Source organism: Pedobacter sp. Leaf170 (assembly GCF_920984665.1).
GTDB lineage: Bacteria > Bacteroidota > Bacteroidia > Sphingobacteriales > Sphingobacteriaceae > Pedobacter.
This window is the reverse complement of record NZ_CAKLBP010000002.1, coordinates 409,921-436,584: the sequence shown is the minus strand read 5'-3', so window position 1 is coordinate 436,584 and position 26,664 is coordinate 409,921. Positions and strand designations below refer to the sequence as shown.

Below are 26,664 nucleotides of genomic sequence, written 5' to 3'. Positions count from 1 at the left end.
ACCTATTTTAATTAAATAACCCTCAATAAATTAGAATTGAACGATGAAGCATGCATTTGAATTTTTAACTTATATTTGCAGTTAAAATTTTACAATACATGCGTTTAAAAAATATCTTTTGTGCCCTAATTTTATTTACACTCCTGCCTTTGGCAAAATTATCTGCACAAACCATATCAACTGATAACTTAAGCAAGGTAAAAGTAGAGCAGTTATCCGACGCACAGATATTGGAAATTTCCAAAAGATTTGAAGCATCAGGCATTAGCGAAGCTGAAGCCATTAAAATTCTGGTGGCTAAGGGCATGGACCCCGCTGAGGTTGATAAGTATAAAGAACGTTTGGAACAGGTACAATCTGGCGGAAAAACGGCTAAAAATACAACTCAGCCAACTGTTATAAAAATACAGGACGTAAAAAACAGAGACACAACAAGATTTAGCGATCCTAAGCCAATCAAAAAAAGCAGCCCGATTTATGGCTATGAATTCTTTAACAATCCTAACCTTAAATTTGAACCAAACATCCGCATTGCGACACCTAAAAGTTATGTTTTAGGGCCTGATGATGAATTATCAATACTTTTAACCGGTTTAAATGAAAGCACCACCAATGCAAAGGTTTCACCTGAAGGGAATGTAAAAATCCCCTACGCAGGTTTAGTGTATGTAAATGGCTTAAGTATTGAACAGGCAACCGCACAAATCCGCTCAAAAATGGTTAAAGCTTATCCTGCACTAGCTTCAGGCCAAACCAAACTAACCGTTAATTTAGGTACAGTAAGAAGTATAAGGGTAACCATAATTGGCGACGTTGCTACACCTGGAACTTATACCGTTTCATCTTTATCAACTTTATTTAATGCACTTTACCAAAGTGGCGGACCAACCTATCGCGGTTCATTGCGTAAAATAGAATTAATAAGAAACAACAGGGTGATTCAGGTTGTCGATCTCTATAACTTCCTTCAAAAAGGTATACAAACAGATAATGTAAGCTTACGCGATCAGGATGTAATCAGAATACCGGTTTATACCACCAGGGTAGCAATTGATGGTTCTGTTAAAAGACCGGGCATCTATGAACTAAAAACTTCTGAAACCTTGAACGACCTGATTACTTATGCAGGTGGCTTTAGCGATTTGGCCTATAGAGGCATGTCGAAGGTTACACAGGTTGGTGATAAAGAAAGAAGTGTAAAAGATATCTCTTCGGATATGTTTGACCGTTACACCCTAAAAAATGCGGATTCAGTATATTTCGGTGCAATATTGGAACGGTTTGCGAACAGGGTTGTGATAGAAGGTGCGGTTTACAGACCTGGAACTTTTGAATTAAGCCAGGGTTTAAGCTTAAAAACCTTAATTGCTAAAGCTGATGGCTTACGCGAAGATGCAGCTTTGGGAAATGGATATATCAAACGTATTAAACCCGATTTAGAAAAAGAAATGATATCCTTTAACCTTGGCAATGTAATGGCAGGAAAAGAAAATGATATCATGCTCATGCGGGAAGATTCGGTATTTGTAACCTCAACAAAAAGCTTAAGAGATGAGTCATCTATCAGCATAGGTGGATATGTAAAAGCACCCGGCTCATTTCAATATAGAAAAGGAATGAGCGTTGCCGATGTGGTAAACATGGCAAATGGTTTTACGAACGACGCAGCAAATCACCGTATAGAAATTTCCAGATTAATAAAAGATACTTCTGATACCTTATCCAATCAATTGGTTAAAATCATTACGCTCAGTTTAGATTCTGCTTTATCATCGAATGATGGTAAATTTTTACTGGAGCCTCTGGATTATATTTATGTACCAAGATTGGTAAATTATCGTTCGATAGGTAATGTCAAAATCCGTGGAGAGGTTTTATTCCCTGGAGATTATGCACAACAAAGACGGGATGAAACCGGTATGGAATTTATAAAAAGAGCTGGTGGTGTAACACCATTAGGTTCGATAGAAAACATACAGGTTTATCGTAATGGTGTACGTGTTGATATGGACCTGACCGGAAAGCGCAAAAGACAAAGTGCAGATGCAACGATTTTAATGCCAGGCGACAGTTTATTTATTCCTAAAAATGAACCATTTGTAGAGGTTATTGGTTCGGTTAATAATCCACAGTTATTACGCTATGCAAATTCTAACTTTAAATATTATGTTGATGCAGCAGGCGGAATAACAGAAAACGCAAGATTAAAAGGCGCATACATTAAATATCCAAATGGCATTAATGCACCCGTTAAAACATTCTTATTTATCAAAAATTACCCAAAAGTAACGGCAGGTAGCCAAATCGTTGTCCCAGAAAAATCAGGAAAAAATAAATTAGGCTTTGCAGAAATTACAACCATTGCCTCGGCACTTACCGGTATTGTGAGTTTAATTGCCATCCTATTTAAATAAGTTTATGCAGTCTGCCGAAAATAAAACAACCTATGCTAACGTAGAAGAAGAATTTTCTTTTTCGAAGATGATGGATGCCCGCAAGAAGGATATTGCATATTTATGGAAGTTTAAAATTAAAATATTAATAATCGGACTAATCGGTGGCGCCTTAGGTTTTCTGGCAGCCTGGTTTTGGCCCGTTACCTACACCGCTAAACTAACTTTTGTAGTAGAAGAGGGTAAATCCAGCGGTGGTGGAATATTATCCTCCCTTGCCGGGCAAATGGGCTTTGATATTGGTGGTTTAACAGGTGGAACAAGTGGAGTTTTGGCTGGAGATAACGTATTGCAGTTATTAACCAGTCAGAAAATGATTAAACAAACCATTTTAACCCCATTAGATACAATAAATAAAAATTATACTATTGCAGATAAATATGCTGATGCCTATAAACTTAAAGAAGATTGGAAAGATTTAAAGGCTAATACTAAAAAGGAAACCATCATGTTTCCGCCAGAAACTAAAACATATACCCGCTTACAAGATAGTTTGCTTCACGACATCATTAGGAGAGTTACAGAGAAAGAGCTTTCGGTAAGCAAACCAGATAAAAAACTGGGCTTTTTTGCGCTTACAACAACCATGAAGAATGAGCAACTTGCAAGTTTAGTATCAACCCGTTTAATAGAAGAAGCCACTCAGTTTTATATTGAAACCAAAACCAAAAGATTAAGAGTAAACGTTAATCGCTTGCAACATAGAGCAGATAGTATTGGTAGATTATTAAACCGTAAAACTTATGCCGCTGCAGGTGCAAATGCGATTATGTTAGATGCAAACCCAGCCTTTGCCACCATTGGTGTGGGTGCAGAACTTCAGGAACGGGATAAAAGAGTTTTACAAACCATCTATTCAGAAATTATTAAAAACTTAGAGGTAAGCAGAACCATGCTCATGCAGGAAACGCCAACTTTCCAGATTGTAGATGAACCGGAAATGCCTTTGAAGAAAAACAAAATGAGCAAGGCTTTGGGTATCGCCGCCGGCGGATTATTATTAGGTGCTTTGTATTGTTTATTTTTGCTTATTAGAAGAAAAAATTAATACTAAATTATTGTTGTCATCCTGAGCCGTCGCCCGTCCCGACCATTCGGGAAAGAATCTTACACAATTCGTCATTGCGAGGGAGTCTTTACAACGAAGCAATCTTGGAGAGAATTGCAGCAAGATTGCCACAGCTCGCTTAAACCCAGCATCGCAATGACGGCATGGGTTACAGCCATCGCTGATTTCCCTTCATTGCGAGGAAATACGGCCTGTCCCGACCATTCGGGAAAGCAATCTCAAAGAGAATTGCCTTTAAAAGATTATCTAAGACTATATCAATTCTTAAGATTAAACCTTTGCCACACAACTTATTTGTCACTCTGAGCGTAGTCGAAGAGCAAAGCGCTGTCACAACTAAAACCTAAAAGCGACACCCAGTTCTCCGTGAAAATTAAACACGGTATTATGCGGTATGTAATACTGACTATCGGTAAAATCCTTCTGCCTCCACTGGTAATTCAAAGATTTAATGCCCTGGATTTTTGCATTAAACAAGAAGTTTTTATAATCCCAATTACCTTCAGCAGCTAATGCAAAATCTACCCAGCTTCTATTACCACCTTTTGCACTTCCGAAACCAGCAAAATCATAAAAATCACGGTTGTGTTCTAATCTATCAAAGGTTAAACCTAATCGTTTTAAACCTTTAACCCAACTAATATCAAAAGACTGCAAATTACCTCCTGATCCACTTCCAGCACCCAAAACTTCTCCATTATTCGTATATCCCTGTTTTACTTCGCCATGATAATAAAAACCATAAGCGTTTCTAAGTAAAAGACCATCAATGGTTTGAGACATCTGTGTGATTTCCGCACCTACCTGAACAAATTCTTCATCGTTATTTTTTAAAGGAATTAACTTTTTAAGTCCAAAAAGATAAGCCCTTGAATGATCTGGCGAACCAATGAAATCTCTGAAATTGTAAGCATTGTCGTTCAATCCATACTCAAAATAAATCTCAGCCTTAGCCTTTGTCATAATCCATCTGGCATATAACGACGTTCGCTGATCTCTGGCCTGACCATCATCGCCACCGCCATTATCAATCCTGTTTTTCTGAAATGGGATGAAGAAAGGGATATAGTCATCCACGCCTTCCAAATCAGGCCCATAAGACATAAAAGTTCTGGTAAATCCTATAAAAAACCCAGGTAACCATTTGGGTTGATAATTTATATTTAAGCCTGCCAGGTATCGCCAATCCTTTCTTGGAGCAGTATATATCACTGAACTATTGCTGAGAATTTTTTCGTCCAATGGTGCAAAACCGGACTGCTCTAAACGACCTCCAAATATCTGCCCTTCAAACGAACCAATTGGTGTTTTAACCGGGCGAACCGTATTTAGCGTCACGTGTTTAAAGCCCTGAGCATTGTTGCTCATCATCAAACTATTTTTAATGCCCGGACCCCACCACAAATTCTCATTAGATAAACCTAGGGAGGCCGGACCAACCGTTAAGCGAATACTACTTTGACCCCAGTTAAATCTGCTGTATGATCCATTACCAAAGCGTTCAGGCGCATCAATTAAATTATAGTTTTGAGTGAGATAAGCTTGTAATTCTGTAATTGCCCTATCATCACCATAACTCTCAAATGGACTGTTTTGTGCATAAACATACTCCGGCCTTAACTGAATACTTAAAGGTCCGAATTTCGCATAAAAACCACCGGAAACCGAAGTCTGGTAACCTTTTGCCGGAATCATGGCCCCATCATTCCAGCCAAAAGGATGATGGGAATTGACCTGTTGCTGCCAGGAAATAGGTAGTATCTGAAAAATACCCTTTCCAATTGCAAAAGAAACGGGGCCTAATGGCTTGTAAGCCCCATCAGAAGCTACAGTATTCAAAGGGTCGAAAACGTCAGTTTGCTTTAAAGCATCGTTAGATAAAGGGCGATTACTGAAAGAAATGGTCGAATCCAGTTTACCTTGAAGTTGTAAACGTCTGTAATACTCTTCTAAAGAATGAGTTCCTACGGGAATTGTTTGCGCAAACAAATTTGTTGAAACAGCCACTAATAGGAAAACAAATATATATAAGTAAATATTTTTCATCTATGATTAACTTAAAAGCGATAGGTGACACCCATCTGCACCTGTAAATTAAAAACATCTTTTCCTGGAACCATATAATCTTCCCCAGGTTTCTGCATTAAAAACCATTGATAATTTAAAGATTGTATGCCTTGAAGTTTTGCATTAAACAGAAAGTTTTTATAGTTCCACTCACCACTTGCCCCAAAACTTAAATCTGTCCAATGTCTTCTAAAATCGAACGAGTCATTAAAAGCATAATAATAAAAATCATTGTTATGTACTAGTCGCTCAACCTGAAAGCCCAATCTTTTAAAACCCTTAACCCAACTCAATTCAACAGACTGGTGATTCGCACCTGGACCGATTCCAGCGCCCAAAACCTGGCCACGATTGGTATAACCATGTCTGATGTTTTTGCTCGTATACCAGCTATCCAGATTCAAAACTTTCGCAATATTCGTCTCCTGCATCTGGGTTATCTCTGCACTTAACATTAAATTTTCACCTGCTCTCGAACCAAATGGAAATAACTTTCTAATGCCAAAAACATAAGCACGCGATACATTGGGTTCCAAAGCCAAATCATTTAAATCCCCTGAATAGTTATTCCGACCGAATTCAAAATAAACTTCAGCTTTTTCCTCTGCCCACAACCACCTCATGAAATAGGAGTTTCTTTGATCCCTTTTGTTAATCGCTTCCGTTGCAGAAGCTTGCTTTTTGGAGGAAAAGAAAGGTAAATAATCACCAAATGAATTTAAACCACTACTGTAATGTTGCGCAGAACGGGTTAAACCTAAAAATAATCCCGGAACCCATTTTGGCTGCCAGGTGATAACCAGACCAGACAAATACCGCCAGTCATTTGGTTTAGCCACAAATAAAGGCTGATTAAAATATTCGCGTTCGGGCTCTAAAACACCATAACCAGAATTTTCTAAACGACCTGCAATAATTTGCCCCTCGAAACTTCCTATCGCACTTTGAATGGGTTTTCGGGTATTTAAGGTTAAATGTTTAAAGCCAGGCGCATTATTACTCATTAAAAGGGAATTGCGCATACCCGGACCCCACCATAAATTTTCGGTAGATAAGCCAAAAGAAAGGGCTTTATAGTTTAAACGAATACTACTTTGTCCCCAATAAGCTTTGGTTAGGCCATCCCCCCCAAATCTAGCCGGTAAATCTATATTATTATAGAAATCATAATACCTCGCTGTAATCACATCGAAATGTTCCTTATCAAAAGTATCGAAACTACCATTAGCGGCAAGCACTAGCTCCGGCTTAAATTGTATGGTTAAAGGCCCGTATTCAGCATAAATACCTGCGGTTAATAAAGTCTGCAGTCCCTTAGCCGGAATCATGGCACCATCATTCCAACCATAGGGATGATGGGAATTATTTTGCAACAATAAACCTATGGGTAAAAGCTGCCATCCAAATTTACCATCTTTAGAAAGCCCTGAGCGTTCAGTATGGAACAGATTAAACCTGGTTTCGCTTGAATCCGGATAATCCATATCCTTAACTTTAAATGCAGACTTTGGTATAATCGGACGAACGGTAAATGAAACGCTCGAATCTAATTTTCCTTCCAGCTGCGCCCTTCTGTAGTAATCTTCTAAAGCTGAAGCACCAACCGGGAGCGACTGACCATAGCCAAAGCCAGCAAACAAACACATTATAATGGTATAGATTAACTTCTTCATAAATTAATAACCTTAATCCGGATATTATCTACCGACCAGCTTTCATCACATTTAGCATCAGCTGCATTCGTTTGAATAAGCTGATCACGGCATTGCATTAAAAGTGTGGACTTAGAATGCTCGATAACCTTCGTAATTCTATATAAGCTGGTACCGCCAATTTTACCGGCTAAATTGCAGACACCCGGCAAATTTGGGTTTGCTGCACCTGTTTTTGGATTGTTATAGGCGTTTGGGTAATCGGCAGGATAAGATTGCGGCGGGCAAAAGCCAGCATTATTGCAATCTTCGTTAGAGAATGTTGCATTTACATAGAGCTGCCCGTCGACCATAAATTTCCAGATATCCGGACCATCCACCCCTGAACTAACCTTATTACCATCCCAGCTATCGTGAATGTATAAGTCGAAACTTACCTCTATTAACTTGTGTGCAGGAAGATTAGACAGATTAAGATCAAAGCCGGAAGCATTATAGCGCCCTAAAACCTTTGTGCCGTTATAGTTTTCAATTGATGCGTTCAAAAGCCCATCAACATTATTTGTTTCGAAGTCGTTGAAATAAACTTCCTGTTCATTTTTCACTTCCTTGGCGCAGGAATTCAGCAAAAGCCCAAGGATTAATATTCCAAATAGTTTTCTCATCATTTCTGCTTAAGGTAACTGATCCAATTCTTCAAAAACTGAATTTTTACTCTTAAACTCAGGCACCAGCTTTTTCATATTAATCACCACCTGGCGGTCGTTATTGCTTTTTGCAGATTGTACTAAAGCCGTGATTTGATCTACAATATCATCAAAAACATATTCCCTAACCTTTCCAATCATAATTTTATTATGGTGTGTAGGCATGGTATTTTCATTATCGTTTAGCAATTCTTCATAAAGCTTTTCTCCCGGACGTAAGCCAGAATATTCAATCTTAACATCCACATTAGGTTCTAAGCCAGCCAAGCGAATCATTTTTTTGGCCAATTCTACAATCTTTACGGATTTACCCATGTCGAAAATAAAAATCTCGCCCCCTTTACCCATACAGCCAGCCTCCAATACCAATCTACAAGCTTCAGGAATCGTCATGAAATAACGGGTAATTTCCGGATGGGTAACCGTTAAAGGGCCACCCTTTTCAATCTGTTGTTTAAACCTTGGGATAACTGATCCATTGGAACCCAAAACATTGCCAAAACGTGTCGTAATGAATTTAGTAATGGGCTTTACCTCCATTTCATTAATATAGCTTAAACCGTTACTGAAAATAAACTTATCCTGACTTAAAGAATTATTTAGCGACTGTACATAAATTTCCGCAATTCTTTTAGAGGCACCCATTACATTGGTTGGGTTAACCGCCTTATCCGTTGAAATCATGACAAACTTTTGTACACCATATTTGACCGACTTATCAGCAATGGTTTTCGTACCTAATACGTTGGCTTTAATCGCTTCGGCCGGATTATCTTCCATCAAGGGCACATGTTTGTACGCCGCGGCGTGATAGACATAGTGTGGCTTATAAGTTTCGAACAAAACATCCATCCTTTGCTCATCCCTAACATCCCCAATAAAAGCATGAAAGTTTTTACTTCGGTTGGTTTCTTCCAACTCCAGATACAATTCATGCAATGCTGATTCAGCCTGATCACATATAATTATTAAACCAACATCAAACTTAGAAAGCTGGCGAACAATCTCACTTCCTATAGAACCCGCTGCCCCGGTAATCAGAATGCGTTTTTTATCAAGCATTTTACCAATGCCTTCAATATCAATATCAATCGATTTGCGGTTCAATAAATCCTCAATATTTAGCTTCTGAATTTGAGCAGGCTGTAATTTTCCGTTAGTCCATACATCCGGAGGCGGAATATTTAATATTTTAATATCATTTTCCAGGCATAAATCAATGATTTGATCCTTACGCTCATCGGGAATAGTATAAGAAGCAAAAATGATTTCATCTAACTCATGCTCTTCAATTAAGCCTTCCAGCTTTTTAGCATCCAGAATTTTAACACCATCAATGGTCTTGCCAACTTTTCGTTCATCATCATCTACAAATGCAACAATATTTTTATTTACGCTGCCATCATGATCGAATGTTCTTTTGGTGGCCAAACCGGCCTCACCAGCACCATAAATAATTACTTTTTTCTTATCAAGCTTCAGGTTTTTTATGTATAAGAAAAAATATTTAATCAAAATACGATAGGTAATTAAGAGTAAAAAGCTCGCTAAACCATTTGTAATCAGAATGGTATGCGAGATGAGCAGTGTATTAAAAAAAGTAATGCCAATCAGATTTAATACGAAAAAAGTGCCATTGCTGATGATAACAGAAAATAAGATTCTGAATGAATCTTGAGCACTGGTATAGCGAATAATACCTGCATAAGTTTTAATATTAAAAAAAACAGCAATATTAATTAGCCCTAAAATCAGGATACTTCTGGCCAGTTCGGGAATATTAACAGAAGTTAAATCTAAGTTTTGCTTCAAGGCATAAGCAAAAACCAAAGAGAAGGTGCAGATGATAATATCTAAAAGAAAAATTATCCAGCGGGGTACAATATTAATCTGAGTAAACAAAATTCAATAGGCTTAAATTCCTGTAAAGATAAATATAATATTAATACGGTTAAGTTTTATATTCCTACATGTTTTTATAAACAAAGAAAACGCAATTTCGTCATCCGGAGCATAGTCTAAGGGCTAAACAGAATGCCATTGCAAAACCTTGATTAGCGCAAACCGCTGAATTTCCAATGGTTCGTAAAGCAAATTTACTTAATTGTCAACCTTGCAAACTACAGCCCAGGCATAATCAAAGTACTAATTCTTTTACCCTGTCATCCAGAGCTTGTCGAAGGACAAACACCTATCTTCCTGTCACCCTGAGCATAGTCAAAGGGCAAACAAAACGCTTATCCTCCTTTCACCTTGAACGGAATCAAAAAATTATACCCCAATCAACCGCTTTTTACCCTCCATCTTAAACCTGATGATTAAGAATAATATAGCAGATAGCAAAACCAGAACAAATGCCATTATATAATTATCTCCTACCCAATAAACAATTAGAAGATTAATGATAAGCTGAACTATAAAATATAATCCGGAAACCAACAGATGAGACCATTTTTTTTCATTAGCCAGATATTGATAAAAATGACTACGATGCGCTGCAAATATATTCTCCTTCCTCAGTAACCGAAAGAAAATCGTAATGACTGCATCCAATCCATACACCAATAAAAGCAAGATATAACTGAAATTACCAGTATTTATAATCAATTGCCCGATTAAAAAAACAATGATGAAAGCAATACTCACACTCCCTACATCTCCGGCAAAGCATTTCGCTTTTTTCCTGAAGTTGAAAAAGTTAAAGACCAATAAGGATAAGCCGACTATTACTAATAAATCTGAAGAGGTAAACAAAACCACCTTTTCGTTAATATAATATAATGTGCCAATCGCTAATAAACTATAAGAACCTGTTATGCCATTAATACCATCCATAAAATTGTAGGCATTAATGGTTCCGATAACAAACACCAATGCCAAAGGAATCCAATACAAACTCAACGCAAATAGATTCCATTGGTAAAACATTAGCAACACGGAAATTAGATGGATGCTTAATCTTATTTTATTATTTAAGGTAATGACATCATCTATAAAACTTATGGTAGCGATGGCGAAAAGACCAATAATGAAAAAAGGGTATTGAAAACCGGATAAAATAAAATAAATAATGCCAGCCAAAGCGAAAATTACGCCCCCACCTCTTAATGTAATACTTTGGTGTGAGCTTCGGGCATTTGGTTTGTCAATAATATTGAAATGATCAGCAACCTTAAAATAAGTAAGTTCTAAAAGAAATAGGCCTGTAAGAATCGAAAAAGCAAGGATTGGCGTCATAATCTTAAAAGGGCGAAGATAGTGTATTCGACTAATTTATTTCTATTGTTTCTTTATTTATATTCATCGCCAAATGCTTCCACCATTTCAGAAGCAACTCTCTTAATTTCCTGCTCATCGGATTTAGGATAAATCAATAGCACTTTTCCATCGTCAACCACAATAAAATTGGATAGACCTTTAATTACCGCGGCTTTACCCCATGGCAATTGAATCAAACAATCCGTTGTCGCTGATAAATTCAAATGCTCACAACTGATGGCATTATTATGGCCGTCTTTTTGTGCAACAGCATGCAGTGAAGCCCATGTGCCCAAATCAGACCAGCCAATATCTGCTGGAATTGTATACACGTTGTCTGCCTTTTCTAAAATGGCATAATCGATGGAGATGTTAGGAGCTGTTGGGTAATTTTCCATGATAAATTCCGCTTCATTATCGGTATTATAAAATTCATGCCCGCTAGCAAATAAGGAAGCGATTTCTGGAGCGTATTTCTCAAAAGCATTTTTAACCGCTTTCGCAGACCAGATAAAAATCCCGGCATTCCAAACGTAATCACCACTTTGCAAATATCCCTGTGCTTTACTAAGCGAAGGCTTCTCCATAAAAGCATGCACTTTTTTGATTCCGGAATCATCATCTAGATTCTTGAAATTTGAAACTTGATACTTGATGTATCCATAACCTGTATCCGGACGAGTAGGGCTGATACCCAAGGTTAATAATGCATCGTTTGATTCAGTAAAAGCCAGGGCTTGCTTAACTTTTGCCAAAAAATCTTCTTCTTTTAATATCAAATGATCAGATGGAGCCACAACTATATTTGCATCCGAATTAGACTTTGCTATTTTATAACTGGCATAAGCGATACATGGTGCAGTATTATTTCTGCTTGGCTCTAACAATATATTTTCGATTAAAACTTCAGGTAATTGTTCTTTTACCAAATCAGCATAGTCTGCATTAGTTAAAATATAAATCTGATTGTTTGGGCAAATTTTTAAAAAACGCTCATAAGTAAGTTGCAATAAAGATTTACCTAAGCCCAAAATATCTATAAACTGTTTGGGAAATTGATTGCGGCTCTTCGGCCAAAAGCGGGAACCCACACCGCCTGCCATGATCAGAACCTGAGTGTTATTACGATTAGCTCCAGTCATTATTTTTGATTTCGCTATACACTTTTTGTATACCCGCTCTCAAAGAGGTTTTCGCCTTCCAGCCCATCATATTGAGCTTTGATACATCCATTAGTTTTCTCGGTGTACCATCTGGTTTACTGATGTCAGTAATAATCTCGCCATCGAAACCTACAATTTCCTTCACCAATTTTGCCAGTTCTAAAATAGACACATCTTCGCCAACACCAATATTCACTAATCCAGGTTCATTATAGTTGTTCATCAAATAAACGCAAGCTTCAGCCAAATCATCGGCATATAAAAATTCTCTTTTAGGTGTACCTGTACCCCAAATGGTTACCGTGCCAGAACCATTTTGTTTAGCCACAATAAACTTGCGCAACATTGCAGGTAGTACATGCGAATTGTTTAAATCATAGTTGTCATTAGGCCCATAAAGATTTGTAGGCATCACTGAAACGAAATTACATCCGTACTGTGCTCGGTAAGCATCACACATTTTTATACCTGCAATTTTGGCGATGGCGTAAGGTTCATTTGTTGGCTCTAACTCACCTGTTAGTAAATATTCTTCCTTTAAGGGCTGAGGAGCCAATTTTGGATAAATACAAGAAGATCCAAGAAACATCAACTTCGAAACCTTATTTAAATAAGCCTGATGAATCACGTTATTTTGTATCATCAGGTTTTCATATAAAAAATCTGCACGATAGGTATTATTTGCGACAATACCACCAACTTTTGCCGCTGCTAAAAACACATATTCTGGTTTTTCGATATTGAAGAATTGAGCTACTGCTGAGGCATCACGCAAATCTAATTCTTTGGAAGTTCTTGTAACAAGATTATCAAAACCCTGAGCTTCCAAATTTCTTAGAATAGCGGAACCTACCATGCCACGGTGGCCAGCTATATATACTTTACTATTTTTATTCATTACTTCGTAATTACAAGAGACTGTGACTAAGCCATCTCCTTCCTATTTTTATTCGAATTGATTTTTTACGCTGTAACCGGCAGCTTTTAACAATAATTCTTTCTTAAAATGCTCCACATCTGATGTCATCATATCTTCAACCAATCCGGCTAAATCATATTGTGGCTTCCAGCCTAGCTTGGTTTTAGATTTTGTTGGGTCACCAATTAATAAATCTACTTCTGTGGGCCTAAAATATTTAGGATCAACTGCAACCACTTCTTTGCCTATCTCTAATTGGTAATCTAGATTACTACACGATGCAACATAAGCTTTCTCCTCCACGCCCTCCCCTCTAAACTCCAATCCTATCCCCACTTGTTTAAAGGACATTTTCACAAAATCTCTAACAGAAGTGGTTACACCTGTCGCAATAACATAATCCTCTGGCGTTTCTTGTTGTAAAATCAACCACATCGCTTCTACATAATCTTTTGCGTGGCCCCAATCACGTAAAGCATCTAAGTTCCCAAGAAATAATTTATCCTGTAAACCCAAGGCAATTTTGGCTGTTGCTCTGGTAATCTTACGGGTAACAAAGGTTTCGCCTCTTAGTGGGCTTTCATGATTAAATAAAATACCATTACAAGCGAACATATTATAAGCTTCACGGTAATTTTTAGTAATCCAGAAGCCATAAATCTTCGCAACACCATAAGGGGAACGTGGATAAAATGGAGAGTTTTCGTCATAGAAACCTTTCTCATTTTTATTCTCAGGCATACCGCCAAATAACTCAGAGGTAGACGCCTGGTAAACTCTGGTTTTCTTTTCTAAACCAAGAATCCTTACCGCTTCCAGTATTCTCAAAGTACCAATACCATCAACATTAGCTACATATTCAGGCGAATCGAATGAAACTTTCACATGACTCATTGCACCCAAATTATAGATTTCATCAGGTTGAATTTCCTGAACAATTCGAATCAGATTAGTTGAATCCGTTAAATCGCCATAGTGCAATTTAAAACGGACATTGCTTTCATGCGGGTCCTGATATAAATGATCGATACGATCCGTATTAAAGAGAGAACTACGGCGTTTGATGCCGTGAACTTCGTATCCTTTTTTTAATAATAAATCTGCCAGATAGGCCCCATCTTGGCCAGTTATTCCTGTTATTAATGCTATTTTCATAAAGTATTCTTCAAGCTATTTTTTAACCGCTAAACGAATCTGCGGTTTTTAATAAACCATTTCGTGTGGTAATTGGTAAAGGTAAGTTGATCGCCTCCTTTATTTTTTTATTGCTAACTATATAATTCTCTGTTAACTTATTTAACCTGTCAGTATTTAATGGTAGTTTAAGTAGATCCCCAAATTTAGCTAAAATACGTATAAAACTAGTAGGAATTGCCCATAATCTAGAGGGCTTTTTCAAAGAATTTGCTAAAATCTCAACAACTTCATTTGTTGATAATGCTTCATCATCAGCAACATTGTAAACTCCAGATGGAATATCTTTATTCAACAAGTTAGCAATTACAAAACATAAATTCTCCACGCTCAGAAAAGAACGTTTATTGTCAAATGCAGCTAGTGGATATGGTATGCCTTTTTGTACAAATTTATGTAATAAGTTAAGATTTCCTTTATTCCCTGGCCCATGAATCATACAAGGACGTAGGATATAAAATAATTTCCCCGCTTTCAAAGGCTGTTCCTGAATATATTGTTCAGCCAATAATTTGGATTTACCGTAATGAGTTTGAGGATTTGGCCTATTTTCCTCCGTTAATACACCATCAACCATATCCGCCGCAGCTTTTACCGAACTGATGAAGATAAATTTTTTAGCATCAGATTTTAGAAAAGCATCATAAAGCTTTTTGGTCAACTCAAAATTAACCTGGTAGTATTCGTCGGCACTGGAGGTCTTTTTTAGATCGTGGGCTTTACCTGCTAAATGAACAATACACTCGAAACCGTTGAAGTCAATGTCACCTTCAAAATCATTTCGGGCAATCGTTTTAGCCGATATATTGTTTGCTTTCAGAAATGGGAGAAGATTTTGCCCTACGAAACCTGTACTACCAGTTATTAATATATCCATTATCTAAACTGTTTTAAGGCGTTTGAATTGATTTCGCCACGCTCTTTGTCGAACAACCATCCCCATTTGTTAAAGTAAGAAAATGCTGAGTTTAAGAAAATCTTAAATAATTTAGCACTCTTGTTTGCACCAGATTCATAACCATGGTACACTGATACAGTTGGAAAATAAACTGTTTTGTATCTAGCATGCATACGTCTTGATAAATCCCAGTCCTCAAAATACATAAAGAACCGGTCATCATACATACCGACCTCTTTAATCGCTGCTAAATTTAGCAAAGTAAAGCAGCCAGACAAAACAGGAGCATTGTAGATCCGGTCAGTTGGAACAAATCTAAGTTCATACTTATTAATAAAATTTGAATAAAAGATTCGTGGCGCACCAAGTTTTCGCCACACAATGCTCATCGGTGTCGGTAGCAGTTTTGGCAAATTTTGGAGCGAACCATTTTCATTCAAAACCTTTGGCATCATCATACCAATGGACTGGTCATTTCCCATAAAATCTATCATGGTTTCAACGACATTATCATCAAAATGAATATCTGGATTTATTATAAAATGAAATTGATTACCTTTCGATATGGACATCTCAATTGCAACATTGTGAGAACTTCCAAAACCTGGATTATGAGGATTATGGATATACACGATTCTTTCCCCAATATCTTTCAAATTCTTTAACCTATCGTCGGGTGAATTATCAATTAGGTAAAGAGACGTATAACTGCTCCGCTGTATGAAACTTAGAATTGCTTTCTTTACTTCATTATACTCATTTTTAAATAAAACGATACTGCCAGAAAAATGTCTATTCACCATCTCTAGGGTTTTCTATTTCACTGGTATATTCACATAAAGACACCCAATTTGCTAAAAGAAAATTACAACCTGGTTTCGGTGGTTGATCTATATTTATTTCCATTATTATACTTTTTTAACTGGTTCCCAATTATTCGTTTCGAAGTTAAATATTTTTATGACTTTTGCCGGAATTCCAACAGCAATCGAATAAGGGGGTATATCTTTACTTACAACAGATAATGCACCGATTATGCTGCCTTCGCCGATAGTAACCCCAGGCAAAATGCAACATGATTCTCCAATCCAAACTTTATCAGCAATTACTACAGGTTTAGGTATTGGTTTTCTATCCATAGGGTTACTCAAAGGAGAGTCACTAAATTCTAGATTATAACTTCCGTGGTTATGATCAGATATATATATTTTACTTGCCATTAATACATTATCACCTATAGTGACAGAACTTACTGCTCCTATATGGACATAGTCATTAATTTGAACATTACTACCAATTTTAATACAGTACTTCCCGTCTTCAAGAATAGGTAAAGCTTCGATCCGACAACCAAAGCCTGTCGTAAATCCTTTGCCTAACTTAATGTATTTGCGATTTCTTATATCAAAAGGCAGGCGGATCAATCTTGCTCCAGGATACCAAATCCTAGTAAATATCACTGCACGTATTAACTTTATGCATCCCCAAAAACCGTATCTTTTCCACATATTATCGAGATTTAACAATTATAACCCTTCTAAAGTATTTAAGTATGGAGAACACTGTCAACAAACTATATTCAAAATAATTAATAATCTTCAGATTTAGAGCTAGTTTTATGTTTCTGAGTTCACCACGCTCCATTTCTTTTAAATTACTTGATAAGCCTGAATGGCCAAAGTGCGCTTTTCCTCCGCCGGTGATCACCAAACTTTCATTCAAAAGATAACAATTGAACTTTTGTGCTATTCTAATGAAATAATTCCCTTCTTCAGCATATTTTTGACTCTCATCGAAGTATCCAATATCACCAACAATTTGCCTTCTAAAAAGGATTGTTGGAACGACGAAAATAAACTTCACAAGCAACAATCTGGCCGAAATTTTTTCCAACATCCCAAGTTTTTTCCAAAGAATTGAACTGAAATGTTCACCATTTCGATTAGTACCTAGAAAGTCAATCGATGGATTATTGTCTATTATCTCAAATTGCCGCTCCAATTTGTTAGGCAACCACTCATCATCACTATCTAACAATGCTATCCAAGGAGCTGAAGACTTAGATATACCTAGATTCCTTGCGGTGGAAACTCCTCCATTTGCTTTCTTAATGAGTTGAATTTCTAATGAGTCATTTGATCGAATATACTCTTGTACGAGAACGGCGGACGAATCAGTACTGCCATCATCAACTATAATAATCTCATAATCTGTAACCGTTTGATTTTTCACCGAATCTAATGTTCTAATAATCGTATTCTCGGAATTATACATTGGTATAACCACAGAAACGCGTACCCTGGTATTGTTCATAATAAATTTATATATTCCAAGCATCGGTCTTTTAGATAAAAGTACCTATGTCGGAAATGTCTGACTATCTTAATTTTAAACTCATTAACTGAATGATGAATGTATTTCCACTTTATCTTTTTGCCGATCGGATTTCATAGATATTTTAGATAAATTGAATTAATTTACGTGATTTGACACCAACCTTTTTATCATCTCTCATTCCAAAAGAATTTGTAAGGTATCATTGGTGATTCAACACCCTCAACTTGTACAGACAGATTCTTTGTTAATAACAAAAAACTAAATATCCCATATATATACAGTATGAGCATAAACTTATTCTGAAATTTTAACATGCCGAAATTTTCTTTGATAAAAACTAAAAGACCAAACAAAAATAAAGTCTGTAGTCTCAGTCCGGCATAAGACATCTTTGCGATGCCAAAAGACAATAGTTCTAAACAAAGCAAAATATGTAAAATTTTGAAGTTATCCTTATTGGAAAAAATTATGAAACTAAAATAAATAACAAAGAAAGACAATAACGGTAGCAATCCAGATGTGATTCCAGGAGAGGCTATATCCTTGTAGGCATCTTGTTTATCGTATAAATATATCAACAGCATAGGCGCAGCGGTAATTATACCTGCTAGCGTAATGATCATCATCAAAGCAATATAAATAGCGTATTTCTTGCTAACACCCACAAAGATGAATGGGATGATAAGTAAAAAAGAAGAATATTGAGTAAGTATTGCTAATAATGAGAATACAATTGCCCCTAGATATTTTTTTTTATAGATATTTTCAATTGCTATAACAGCCAACGCAAACCCTAAGCCGTATCTAAGCCCATTCATTGTCATATCCACGAAGTATATTGGAAAAATGACCCAACAAAAAAGAAGAAATTGTTGCTTATTTCTAGAGAACGAAATACAGAGTAACAGGATCGTCAACAGGCTTACAAGGGCAATACTCCCCCTGTCAGTTAGACCAAACAAATCAATAACCTTAAGCAAGAAATGGAAGCCAGGCTCGTAATGTTGATAATTATTCGACCCTTGACGCAAATCATTGAAATATCCTATATAGTTTAATGTATCTGCTCCTACATCTCCGCGTAACACAGCAACAAGCGTTGCCGGCAATAGCAAGAGAAAAAGAAGAACACCTTTGGGTATATCTTCCATCCTTACCTTGTATAAAACAGACGAAAGTGTCAGTACAAAGAGATATGGAATTACATAAAATATCATTTACCTAGTCCGCTATAAATGTTAATCGCTTCCTGTATATCAATTACCCGATTGTTTACTATATATTTTTTCGATTTAAATTTTGCTTTTAAGGTATGGGCAAACTTCTTTAAAACAATTTTGGAGAAAGCTAAACTCAGCCCTGCATACAAAGCGATATTTGAGATTTGATTACATTTCCTTGTAATGCCCGATTCTTTTTTGATTACATGCGGAATGAACTTATAATTATTAACCCAGCCTTGAGCCATAAGCTGATACATGTTAAATAATTGAAGATATTTTACTTCGCCCAACTCCTCTAAGGCTTTTAAGCCTGATTCTGCCCAAATGGTATTTACGCTATAATATTTAGGTACCTTAACATTCCATACATAATTAGGGCGATTTTGCAAATGTGGTATATTATCAACGGTACCGGAATGTTTACCTGAAAAATTATCTGCAGTGGTACTCGTTGCGCAAACGCCAGCAATAGATATAGGTTCGTTAATAATGTAATGATTCCTGGCAATGCATGATACTGCTATACAAGAGTAGGTATCTGGACTCAACCCCCCGTAATAGTGACCCGTTTTTGCCTTAATTTTATCCAAAACATCTTTTTTAACGATACCATGATATGTTTTTGGCAAAGGATATAGCAAATAATGCTGTATTCCGTTTTTAAGCAATTTAACTAAATTTTTTTTGACATTAACAGCCTCTTTTTCTGAGGTACCAACAGGTATTGTTAAATGTCCGTTTGGATAGATATCTCTGGAGTTTGGCCAATAATAAACTACGCTCTCATTTGAGCAGATAGAATCTGCATCATTTTCTTTGGCCCAAAGTGCAACATCTACAGCATTTGGCAATATCGAGTCATCATCTCCAATCATCAAAACATATTCACCAGAGGTTAATTCAACCGCCCGGTTAAAATTTTCAATCGATGATACACCTCCACCGTCATATCTATATTTAACCTGAGTAGAATTGAGATTTTCTACATATTGTTTAACTAAGGTGGTAGCGCTGTTATCCGCAATCGTAATTTCTATCCGCTTGTCCCTATAGTCTAAAATACTTTGAATTGCTGCAATACAGTATTGCTCTCTATTTTTAGTGGCGATGGCTACACTCAATAATGGTTTCATCAATTTACTATTTTAGTTTTGTTGTATAACAAGCGTGGTGATGTTGTCGATATCCAGGTTTGTAAGCATATACCCTTTATTTTTGCTATGATACGATAGCATTGCGCCCTTTAATATTTTTCTAGTATTTCTTTTAAACTTGTTATTCTCCTGTTCATATACACCTTTTCCAAAAATTTCTTGCTACTAATCAAATAGTCGCCCGTTTGATCTCTTAGGTGATTTGTTAGCGTCTCTTCAAATATTTCGTACGAACTCATGGATTCAGATATTGAGGATAAATCAAATGATCTAGTCTCCTCATTCTCTGGATATCTGGCCACAATGCGGCATCCATTTACAATAAATTCGAAAAGGCTGGGTGTTACATGGTTAATAAACTTTGAATCTTTCTCATCAGTACCTGGTGTAGAGTAAAATGCAATTTTGGAACTTCTTAATAAATTTATGTACTCAGAGCGGCTAGAATACTCACCTAAAACCCCATCTAAATTAGAAACATAAACATTATTTCTATACATATTATTACCTGCCCAGGTTCTAAATACATAATTAAAATTTGGATGTGATGAAGCATAACGTTCGGCATACTCCTCCAAAACTCTATTTTTCCTTACAAAAATGGCATCATACTTTTTACTCTGGTAATCAGTAAATAGCTGATATTTATCAGAGAGACCTAGTGGTAAATGAACAATATTTAACGGGCAGTTGGCTTCCTTTAATATATTATATGCGTTTAAACTTGAAACTAAAATAAGTTTACAGTTTTCATAAACCTTGTTGAAGTTATTGATGTCAACATTTTTATCAAAATCGATTAAATACGGTATTTTATCTGAGAACACCTTGAATCCAAATTCTTTTACTGGATAAAGGTGATAGATTAGGGTATAAGCATGAGGTTTAAACGAGTTATTGACCTGCTGAAACAGGTTGGAAAGACCGATCTTACTAGCCATCCTATAACCCATACTAGTCAATCTGGCAAAAACCTTGGTGGATGAGTGTATTGGAATCTTTAATTCTTCTGCGATACAATCTTCCCATTCGTAGATCAGATCTGAGTAAACCTCGCTATTACTCTTGCGTGTTGAATAAATATTTTTTATTTGCATAGCTTATTAAGCAGGAAAATTAGATGGTTTTTTTGAAATTTTACTCTTTACCGTTGATACAACCTCCAGAATCATTGTGTTCTTTAAGACAAAGACCTGTAAGATTAGAAAGTATAGGGCACAAAAACATACAGCAGAAAGCAATACGAAAATTGGTATCGAAAATATCACCCTGGAAAGTATTACAAACCCAAAGAATGGCATACATAATACTGTTAATAATATAATTTGTTGGAATGGAATTTTTACCTCGATACTTTTACGTACATACAAATAACAACTTACCAGTACCACCAACTCTGCAAGCAAATTAGAAATGGCTGCCCCGTTTTCTTGAAAGACCGGAATAAGGGTGATGTTAAGAATTAAGCTTACTACGGTACCCATAATGACTGCGTTTAAAAGCTGTTTATCCTTGCCCATAGGGATTAAGAGTTGTGTGCTAAAATTGGTAGTCATACCAATTACCAAAATAATTGGGCACATGATGCGTAGCGTTGTAATGGATGAGGAAAAAGCCTTACCGGAGAATAAAGTAATGATTTCTGGTGCCAACAAATACAAACCTACCATAATGGGAACGCCTAGAAGAATAACAAACTGCAGCGTTTTACTAATAAGTCTATTGATCTCGGTATGATTTTCATTTTTAAATTCAACGGAAATTCTGGGCAGCATTACAGGCACCAGAACCATAATTAAAGACAACGGTATTTTGTTAATTCTAGACGCAACAGTATAAAACCCTACACTGGCGTCGCCAGCTATAAACCCCAGAATAGTGGTATCAAGTAAATTATATATACTGGTAAAAACCATTACGGAAAATAGTAACAGTAAAGGTTTGATGTGTGTTCTGATATCTAATTTGGATGATAAAACCTTAAAATCAATAAACTTTAGGATGTATTTAGTATTAATTACAGTATTTAAAAGGCTGATCAATATTGGAATACAAAAATAAATCAATGTGTCTTCTTTGGTTTTAATCAGTATGAAGGTGATAATCACCGAAACAACCTGAAAAAAAACTGTTCGTATGGTGATGTATTTAAAGTCTTCTAAAGCATAAAAAAAGTAATTTAAGTCAAATATTCCGATGATGATAGTGCTAATACCCAGCAGATAATAAATTAAGCTATCATGAAACTTACCAATAGTAAAAATTAATAGGAGGTAGATTAGAATACCTACGATGGTGCAACCAACTTTAATTGATAGTAGTTCAAATAAGATCTTGCTCCTTGCTACTAGCGATTCTTTTACTTTTGCAACTTCCCTAATGCCATATAATGGAATACCTAATGAAGTTAAAATTACAAAATACTGAATAAAGGAATTCGCAAAATTAACATGACCAATCCCTTCTGGAGCTAGAATTCTCGTAACGTAAGGGAAAGTTATCAAGGGCAATACCAGACCAGATCCTGTAAGCAGAATATTATAGAAAGCGTTTGTTTTTAATTTTACCATCATTTCAACTAAAGGATAACCCTGCCCTAACCAAACTAAAAATTAAGCGCTTTCAATTCCATCGCAGACTCTATACATTTATCCATATTGTGATATTCCCATTCAGCAAATCGTCCCAGCAAAAAGATGCCATAGGGTTTCAGTAATTTTTTCAATAGTGATATTTTGTCTCTGGTTTCCCCATCTTGTATTATGTACGAATTTGGTTCGTAATTAAATGCAAGGGGTGATAAGTTGCCAGGTAGTAATGCCAATTCTTCAACCATATCATTCTGATCTTGTTTGCCAGAAAATTCGACAACACAAGTTTTACGGGATGTTCCTCCGTTGTTTGAATCACTGAAATTACCAGTGTAAATTATACGGTGTGCCTTAAACTTCTCTTCCGGTAAATATAACCAGGAAACATCATTCGCATCCGTTTCACAAAGAACGTTTGAAGTGCCATTGGAAAGCAGGTTCGATACTTCTTTCATTGCATGCTGTAATTCTGAATCATCAATTTTAACTATTGTATGTAGCTTTCTTACATCGCCACAGTAAATGATAGAATCAACCACCTTATCTCCCTTGTTAACAGACAATTGTTGCTCCTTTAAGTATTCTATCGATTGTACATCGTAAGATCTGTTTATAGCTAACCCTTCAGCTAGCCTATCAACAATAAACTGAGATCCATCTTTGCATGGGTAATAAAAAGTAGCATGAACCATTGTAGATTCTTCTTTTTTAATGACGTTACTAAATATCACTTCTCTTAACTTAGGCATTGGTAACTTCCCATCAAGCCACACAAGAGGAACCTTTGATAAATCAGTATTCCATAATTTTGTATTGTAAGGGCCAAAATAAGTGTTATATAGCGCTTCGCCAAAGTTGCCAATTAGAAAATCTTTAAAGTTTTCATAGTCACTTACATCCTTTACCTTTTCCGATAACTTATCAAGCAACTCATTCAATATAGTTGTTAATTGCTGCTCGGGGAGCTGGTATAAGTAATTCTCGATTGGATAACCAATTAAGGTATCATTCATCAATATCTTGGCATTTCGATTTGCTTTAATAAATTCATTTTCGATATCGAAATGCTTCCAAAACCAATCTAAAACAATTGTATTGCGACTATTAAAAACATGACCGCCAACGAGATGGAATAAATTGCCATCAATCCTTTTGCATTTTATTAAACCGCCATGCAATTCGTTACGTTCCAAAATCTCAACTTCGTTATCTTCTGCCAGCATTCTGGAAATACTTAAGCCAGAAATACCTGAACCAATTACTACTACTTTCTTCATTGTTGATTTATTTGTTTTTAGATGAAAACCACATTATTACTGCCTTTTAGAAATTTCGACCACTATACTCAAAACTGTTAACCTTAAGTTTGTGGTTATAAATCATATAATTTATACCGTCCGCGATGGGAGATAAGATTTCTTTCTTTTTAACCAAGGACCATCCAAATTTTTGATAGTAAGCAATAAGATGATCTTTACATAGTAAAATTCCTTTCCAATTATGCTCGAAAAGGGATATATTTATTGAATCCATCAATATGTTCCCATACCCTTGACCGCTCTCTCTTGTGCAAACGTTGCCAATTCCTTTAAAAACTGTAAGTTCTCCGTTAATAGATGCAAAGGTATTTATCAGATTTGAATAGGCAACCAATTGCTGATCCTTGCTGACCAATAAGTGATAGTCATTAGCCTCAATATTTTTTTGCATCCAGCTTTTATGTTCCTCTAAAGGATAATTCCATCTAATGGCTTTAAGTTTACATATCTCCTCAAGTTGAATTTCGGAGATATCCCTGTGTTTTGAAAGTATTAGCTCCTCAACCATAACTATATATGTACCCACCATCCGCAAGGTAAAGCCAAAAACTTATTCATAAATTCATTTACACCTTTCAACTCCTCATTATTTTTGAATACGGAGTAAAGATTGTTATTGATATGAACTCCGGTTGCATACCAACCTTCATTTCTGAATTTCGCTAGCATATCTGCCTTATGTTCGCAAAGAATGCCAAAAACCCAGTAATTCGGTTTTGTCTGAGGTGTTAATTTAACGCAGGAAACATCTTGCATCTCTGCTATCTTCTCATACCACTTTTCAGCATTGCCCCGTTGCTTACTTAAGAGCGAAGGGATTTGATTCATTTGCATGTAGCCGATATATGAAGTTAATTCACTCATTAATGCACCGTACCCTTCTACTTCAATATCACAACTATCGCTGATTTCGCCTAATTGATTTCTGAATTTCGATCTGTCGATACCATAGTCTCTAATCTTTTGAGCCTTTTTAAACAATTCTTCATTATTAAAAGATATGGCTGCCCCATCAATTGTATTTGGTAATCTTACGGTTTGAAAGGAAAATACAGACATATCTGATAATAGGTTTCCAGTTTTTAAACCGTTATATTCAGAACCAAATGCTTCAATACAGTCATCAACCACATATAAACCGTGCTGTTTGGCGATGTTGCTGATCTCCGTAATATTACCCAAGAAACCACAAAAATGATTGTGAAAAATAGCCTTAGTTTTGCTCGTAATCCGTTTTAAAACATCTTCCGGACACATACTTCCAGTTAAGGGGTCAACATCTGCCCAGATAACATTTAAGTTTTTGACCACGAATGGCTGGTTAGATGCTAAGCAACTTACCGGCGAAGCAATAATTTCATCACCAGGTTTTAAATCGAGTATAGACAACGCCATTAGCATGGCGTGATTATAAGAGCTTACCGTTACAATTTTGTCGTTATCGATATACTCAGAAAGTTGTTGTTCGAATAATTTTCCATATTTCCCATAGGCTAAATTTCCAGAATATAAAATTTCTTGAATTTCTGGCATGATACCTTCGGGCATGTATGGCTTGAAGACTGGAATCATTACCAACCGGATTTAATTAAAGAAATCATTTTATCACAATCTGTTTTATTTACCCACCAACCACATGGAAGGTGAACCATTTTGCTGTAAAATTGATCAAGATTAGGTAAATTTGCCGGGTAATCGTTTAAAAAGGTATGCAAATCATTTCTTTTATGAAGTTCTGAGGCCATAATCCCATTATCCGCCATCATTTTAATAAACGAATCTCGGTTATCAACCTTGATGGTATAAAGCCAATACGAAGCCTCCGTGTTTGGATAATATTGAATTAATTCGACACCTTTAACATCCTTTAATTGCTCATCCAGGTATTTGCCATTAGCAATATATGTTTGCACCAGGTCTTCGATGCTTTCCAGCTGAACTAATCCAATAGCTGCATTAACATTGTTCATATGATACTTGAAGCCTTGTATGGTAATGTTATTATCCATCCGGCTAAGTTTTTTATCTAAACCGAACCAACGGATAAGTTTACCCTTCTCGTACATTTCTTTGTCCTGTATTTGCAAAGCCCCGCCATCTATGGTGGTTAAATGTTTAATTGCCTGAAAGGAATATACTGTAAAAGGAAAGTGGTTACCAGTTCTTTTACCCTTAAATGTTGCACCCAGTGCGTGAGCAGCATCTTCAATTACAGGTATGTTATACTTAAGAGAAATTGCCTGAATCTTTTCGACATCCACCGAAATTCCGGCGTAGTCAACAACAATAATAGCCTTTGTTTTAGAATTAATGGCCCCTTCAATAGCTTCAGCTGAAATATTTCCGGTCTCCAAATCAACATCCGCCCACCTCACATTTGCGCCAACCATCTTAATCGCTACATTCGTTGGCTCGGCAGTTAGTGCCGTGCTAATGACTTCATCTCCTGCCGTAACACCAGCCAAAATTAAGGCAATATGCAGTGCGGCAGTACCAGAATTGAGTGAAAGTGTATGGCCGGAACCAATGTATTCTTCAAATTTTCGCTCAAATTGCTCAACAATTTCCCCTTGAGCAACATAACCGCTATATAAAACTTCTTCAAGCTTGGGAATCAAAATTTCCCTTGGCGGAATCGCTGTTTGTACTAATGGTAACAT

22 protein-coding genes are annotated in these 26,664 nt (G+C 36.3%); 2 read left to right on the top strand and 20 right to left on the bottom strand.

Translation table 11 applies throughout. From position 1 onward, the window contains the following. Positions 1–98 precede the first annotated feature (98 nt). Both LUA90_RS06915 and LUA90_RS06910 read left to right on the top strand, forming a co-directional pair. Entirely contained in the window at positions 99–2,414 is a 2,316-nt protein-coding gene (locus LUA90_RS06915; protein ID WP_231490663.1) for an SLBB domain-containing protein, read from the top strand. 4 nt (positions 2,415–2,418) lie between these two features. Continuing rightward, positions 2,419–3,501 carry a hypothetical protein gene (locus LUA90_RS06910; protein ID WP_231458851.1) on the top strand — a complete coding sequence of 361 codons (1,083 nt, stop codon included), beginning with the start codon at positions 2,419–2,421 and terminating at the stop codon, positions 3,499–3,501. A 357-nt stretch (positions 3,502–3,858) separates the two neighbouring features. On the opposite strand, the gene LUA90_RS06905 is transcribed toward LUA90_RS06910, so the two are convergent. From LUA90_RS06905 to LUA90_RS06810, 20 genes are all read right to left on the bottom strand, one after another. After that, positions 3,859–5,568: a capsule assembly Wzi family protein gene (locus LUA90_RS06905; RefSeq protein ID WP_231458850.1), complete on the bottom strand. Its 1,710-nt coding sequence runs from the start codon at positions 5,566–5,568 to the stop codon at positions 3,859–3,861. A gap of 11 nt (positions 5,569–5,579) precedes the next feature. After that, positions 5,580–7,262 (bottom strand): capsule assembly Wzi family protein, encoded by a 1,683-nt coding sequence (locus LUA90_RS06900; protein WP_231458849.1) that lies wholly within the window; start codon positions 7,260–7,262, stop codon positions 5,580–5,582. Continuing rightward, positions 7,259–7,909 carry a hypothetical protein gene (locus tag LUA90_RS06895; protein ID WP_231458848.1) on the bottom strand — a complete coding sequence of 217 codons (651 nt, stop codon included), beginning with the start codon at positions 7,907–7,909 and terminating at the stop codon, positions 7,259–7,261. Before LUA90_RS06895 ends, LUA90_RS06900 begins: the two co-directional genes overlap by 4 nt. A 6-nt stretch (positions 7,910–7,915) precedes the next feature. Next, positions 7,916–9,850 (bottom strand): nucleoside-diphosphate sugar epimerase/dehydratase, encoded by a 1,935-nt coding sequence (locus LUA90_RS06890; protein ID WP_231458847.1) that lies wholly within the window; start codon positions 9,848–9,850, stop codon positions 7,916–7,918. Between the two features lie 369 nt (positions 9,851–10,219). Then, entirely contained in the window at positions 10,220–11,185 is a 966-nt protein-coding gene (locus LUA90_RS06885) for a glycosyltransferase family 4 protein (RefSeq protein WP_231458846.1), read from the bottom strand. 53 nt (positions 11,186–11,238) lie between these two features. Continuing rightward, entirely contained in the window at positions 11,239–12,348 is a 1,110-nt protein-coding gene (locus LUA90_RS06880) for a mannose-1-phosphate guanylyltransferase (RefSeq protein WP_231458845.1), read from the bottom strand. Beyond that, positions 12,335–13,267 carry a GDP-L-fucose synthase gene (locus LUA90_RS06875; protein WP_231458844.1) on the bottom strand — a complete coding sequence of 311 codons (933 nt, stop codon included), beginning with the start codon at positions 13,265–13,267 and terminating at the stop codon, positions 12,335–12,337. Before LUA90_RS06875 ends, LUA90_RS06880 begins: the two co-directional genes overlap by 14 nt. Before the next feature lie 48 nt (positions 13,268–13,315). After that, positions 13,316–14,443, bottom strand: coding sequence for a GDP-mannose 4,6-dehydratase (gmd, locus tag LUA90_RS06870; RefSeq protein ID WP_231458843.1), 1,128 nt, complete (start codon positions 14,441–14,443; stop codon positions 13,316–13,318). Positions 14,444–14,465: 22 nt separating this feature from the next. Further along, positions 14,466–15,359 carry an NAD-dependent epimerase/dehydratase family protein gene (locus LUA90_RS06865; protein WP_231458842.1) on the bottom strand — a complete coding sequence of 298 codons (894 nt, stop codon included), beginning with the start codon at positions 15,357–15,359 and terminating at the stop codon, positions 14,466–14,468. After that, positions 15,359–16,183, bottom strand: a complete 825-nt coding sequence (locus tag LUA90_RS06860; RefSeq protein ID WP_231458841.1) for a glycosyltransferase — start codon at positions 16,181–16,183, stop codon at positions 15,359–15,361. The genes LUA90_RS06865 and LUA90_RS06860 overlap by 1 nt, the downstream gene beginning before the upstream one ends. Positions 16,184–16,288: 105 nt before the next feature. Further along, positions 16,289–16,888 carry an acetyltransferase gene (locus tag LUA90_RS06855; RefSeq protein ID WP_231458840.1) on the bottom strand — a complete coding sequence of 200 codons (600 nt, stop codon included), beginning with the start codon at positions 16,886–16,888 and terminating at the stop codon, positions 16,289–16,291. A gap of 1 nt (position 16,889) precedes the next feature. Further along, on the bottom strand, positions 16,890–17,717 hold the full coding sequence (locus tag LUA90_RS06850; RefSeq protein WP_231458839.1) for a glycosyltransferase family 2 protein: 828 nt from the start codon (positions 17,715–17,717) through the stop codon (positions 16,890–16,892). A 167-nt stretch (positions 17,718–17,884) separates the two neighbouring features. Next, positions 17,885–18,868 carry an EpsG family protein gene (locus LUA90_RS06845; protein ID WP_231458838.1) on the bottom strand — a complete coding sequence of 328 codons (984 nt, stop codon included), beginning with the start codon at positions 18,866–18,868 and terminating at the stop codon, positions 17,885–17,887. A gap of 62 nt (positions 18,869–18,930) precedes the next feature. Beyond that, the gene (locus tag LUA90_RS06840; protein ID WP_231490662.1) at positions 18,931–20,073 is read right to left on the bottom strand and encodes a glycosyltransferase; all 1,143 of its coding nucleotides are present in this window, start codon (positions 20,071–20,073) and stop codon (positions 18,931–18,933) included. A gap of 110 nt (positions 20,074–20,183) precedes the next feature. After that, positions 20,184–21,191, bottom strand: coding sequence for a hypothetical protein (locus LUA90_RS06835; protein WP_231458836.1), 1,008 nt, complete (start codon positions 21,189–21,191; stop codon positions 20,184–20,186). Positions 21,192–21,197: 6 nt separating this feature from the next. Then, on the bottom strand, positions 21,198–22,667 hold the full coding sequence (locus LUA90_RS06830) for a flippase (RefSeq protein ID WP_231458835.1): 1,470 nt from the start codon (positions 22,665–22,667) through the stop codon (positions 21,198–21,200). A gap of 32 nt (positions 22,668–22,699) precedes the next feature. Continuing rightward, entirely contained in the window at positions 22,700–23,962 is a 1,263-nt protein-coding gene (locus LUA90_RS06825) for an NAD(P)/FAD-dependent oxidoreductase (protein ID WP_231458834.1), read from the bottom strand. A gap of 46 nt (positions 23,963–24,008) precedes the next feature. Continuing rightward, positions 24,009–24,533, bottom strand: coding sequence for a hypothetical protein (locus LUA90_RS06820; protein ID WP_231490661.1), 525 nt, complete (start codon positions 24,531–24,533; stop codon positions 24,009–24,011). After that, a complete protein-coding gene (locus tag LUA90_RS06815) occupies positions 24,515–25,576 on the bottom strand; it encodes a DegT/DnrJ/EryC1/StrS aminotransferase family protein (protein ID WP_231458832.1) in 1,062 nt (353 codons plus the stop codon). Before LUA90_RS06815 ends, LUA90_RS06820 begins: the two co-directional genes overlap by 19 nt. Continuing rightward, on the bottom strand, positions 25,576–26,664 hold the full coding sequence (locus LUA90_RS06810) for a DegT/DnrJ/EryC1/StrS aminotransferase family protein (RefSeq protein ID WP_231458831.1): 1,089 nt from the start codon (positions 26,662–26,664) through the stop codon (positions 25,576–25,578). Before LUA90_RS06810 ends, LUA90_RS06815 begins: the two co-directional genes overlap by 1 nt.

Bases quoted from the DNA above. Each gene is read 5' to 3' on its own strand.
- LUA90_RS06915 (WP_231490663.1), top strand. From the start codon at position 99: ATGCGTTTAAAAAATATCTTTTGTGCCCTAATTTTATTTACACTCCTG.
- LUA90_RS06910 (WP_231458851.1), top strand. From the start codon at position 2,419: ATGCAGTCTGCCGAAAATAAAACAACCTATGCTAACGTAGAAGAAGAA.
- LUA90_RS06905 (WP_231458850.1), bottom strand. From the start codon at position 5,568: ATGAAAAATATTTACTTATATATATTTGTTTTCCTATTAGTGGCTGTT.
- LUA90_RS06900 (WP_231458849.1), bottom strand. From the start codon at position 7,262: ATGAAGAAGTTAATCTATACCATTATAATGTGTTTGTTTGCTGGCTTT.
- LUA90_RS06895 (WP_231458848.1), bottom strand. From the start codon at position 7,909: ATGATGAGAAAACTATTTGGAATATTAATCCTTGGGCTTTTGCTGAAT.
- LUA90_RS06885 (WP_231458846.1), bottom strand. From the start codon at position 11,185: ATGACGCCAATCCTTGCTTTTTCGATTCTTACAGGCCTATTTCTTTTA.
- LUA90_RS06880 (WP_231458845.1), bottom strand. From the start codon at position 12,348: ATGACTGGAGCTAATCGTAATAACACTCAGGTTCTGATCATGGCAGGC.
- LUA90_RS06875 (WP_231458844.1), bottom strand. From the start codon at position 13,267: ATGAATAAAAATAGTAAAGTATATATAGCTGGCCACCGTGGCATGGTA.
- gmd (WP_231458843.1), bottom strand. From the start codon at position 14,443: ATGAAAATAGCATTAATAACAGGAATAACTGGCCAAGATGGGGCCTAT.
- LUA90_RS06865 (WP_231458842.1), bottom strand. From the start codon at position 15,359: ATGGATATATTAATAACTGGTAGTACAGGTTTCGTAGGGCAAAATCTT.
- LUA90_RS06860 (WP_231458841.1), bottom strand. From the start codon at position 16,183: ATGGTGAATAGACATTTTTCTGGCAGTATCGTTTTATTTAAAAATGAG.
- LUA90_RS06855 (WP_231458840.1), bottom strand. From the start codon at position 16,888: ATGTGGAAAAGATACGGTTTTTGGGGATGCATAAAGTTAATACGTGCA.
- LUA90_RS06850 (WP_231458839.1), bottom strand. From the start codon at position 17,717: ATGCTTGGAATATATAAATTTATTATGAACAATACCAGGGTACGCGTT.
- LUA90_RS06845 (WP_231458838.1), bottom strand. From the start codon at position 18,868: ATGGAAGATATACCCAAAGGTGTTCTTCTTTTTCTCTTGCTATTGCCG.
- LUA90_RS06840 (WP_231490662.1), bottom strand. From the start codon at position 20,073: ATGAAACCATTATTGAGTGTAGCCATCGCCACTAAAAATAGAGAGCAA.
- LUA90_RS06835 (WP_231458836.1), bottom strand. From the start codon at position 21,191: ATGCAAATAAAAAATATTTATTCAACACGCAAGAGTAATAGCGAGGTT.
- LUA90_RS06830 (WP_231458835.1), bottom strand. From the start codon at position 22,667: ATGATGGTAAAATTAAAAACAAACGCTTTCTATAATATTCTGCTTACA.
- LUA90_RS06825 (WP_231458834.1), bottom strand. From the start codon at position 23,962: ATGAAGAAAGTAGTAGTAATTGGTTCAGGTATTTCTGGCTTAAGTATT.
- LUA90_RS06820 (WP_231490661.1), bottom strand. From the start codon at position 24,533: ATGGTGGGTACATATATAGTTATGGTTGAGGAGCTAATACTTTCAAAA.
- LUA90_RS06815 (WP_231458832.1), bottom strand. From the start codon at position 25,576: ATGATTCCAGTCTTCAAGCCATACATGCCCGAAGGTATCATGCCAGAA.
- LUA90_RS06810 (WP_231458831.1), bottom strand. From the start codon at position 26,664: ATGTTACCATTAGTACAAACAGCGATTCCGCCAAGGGAAATTTTGATT.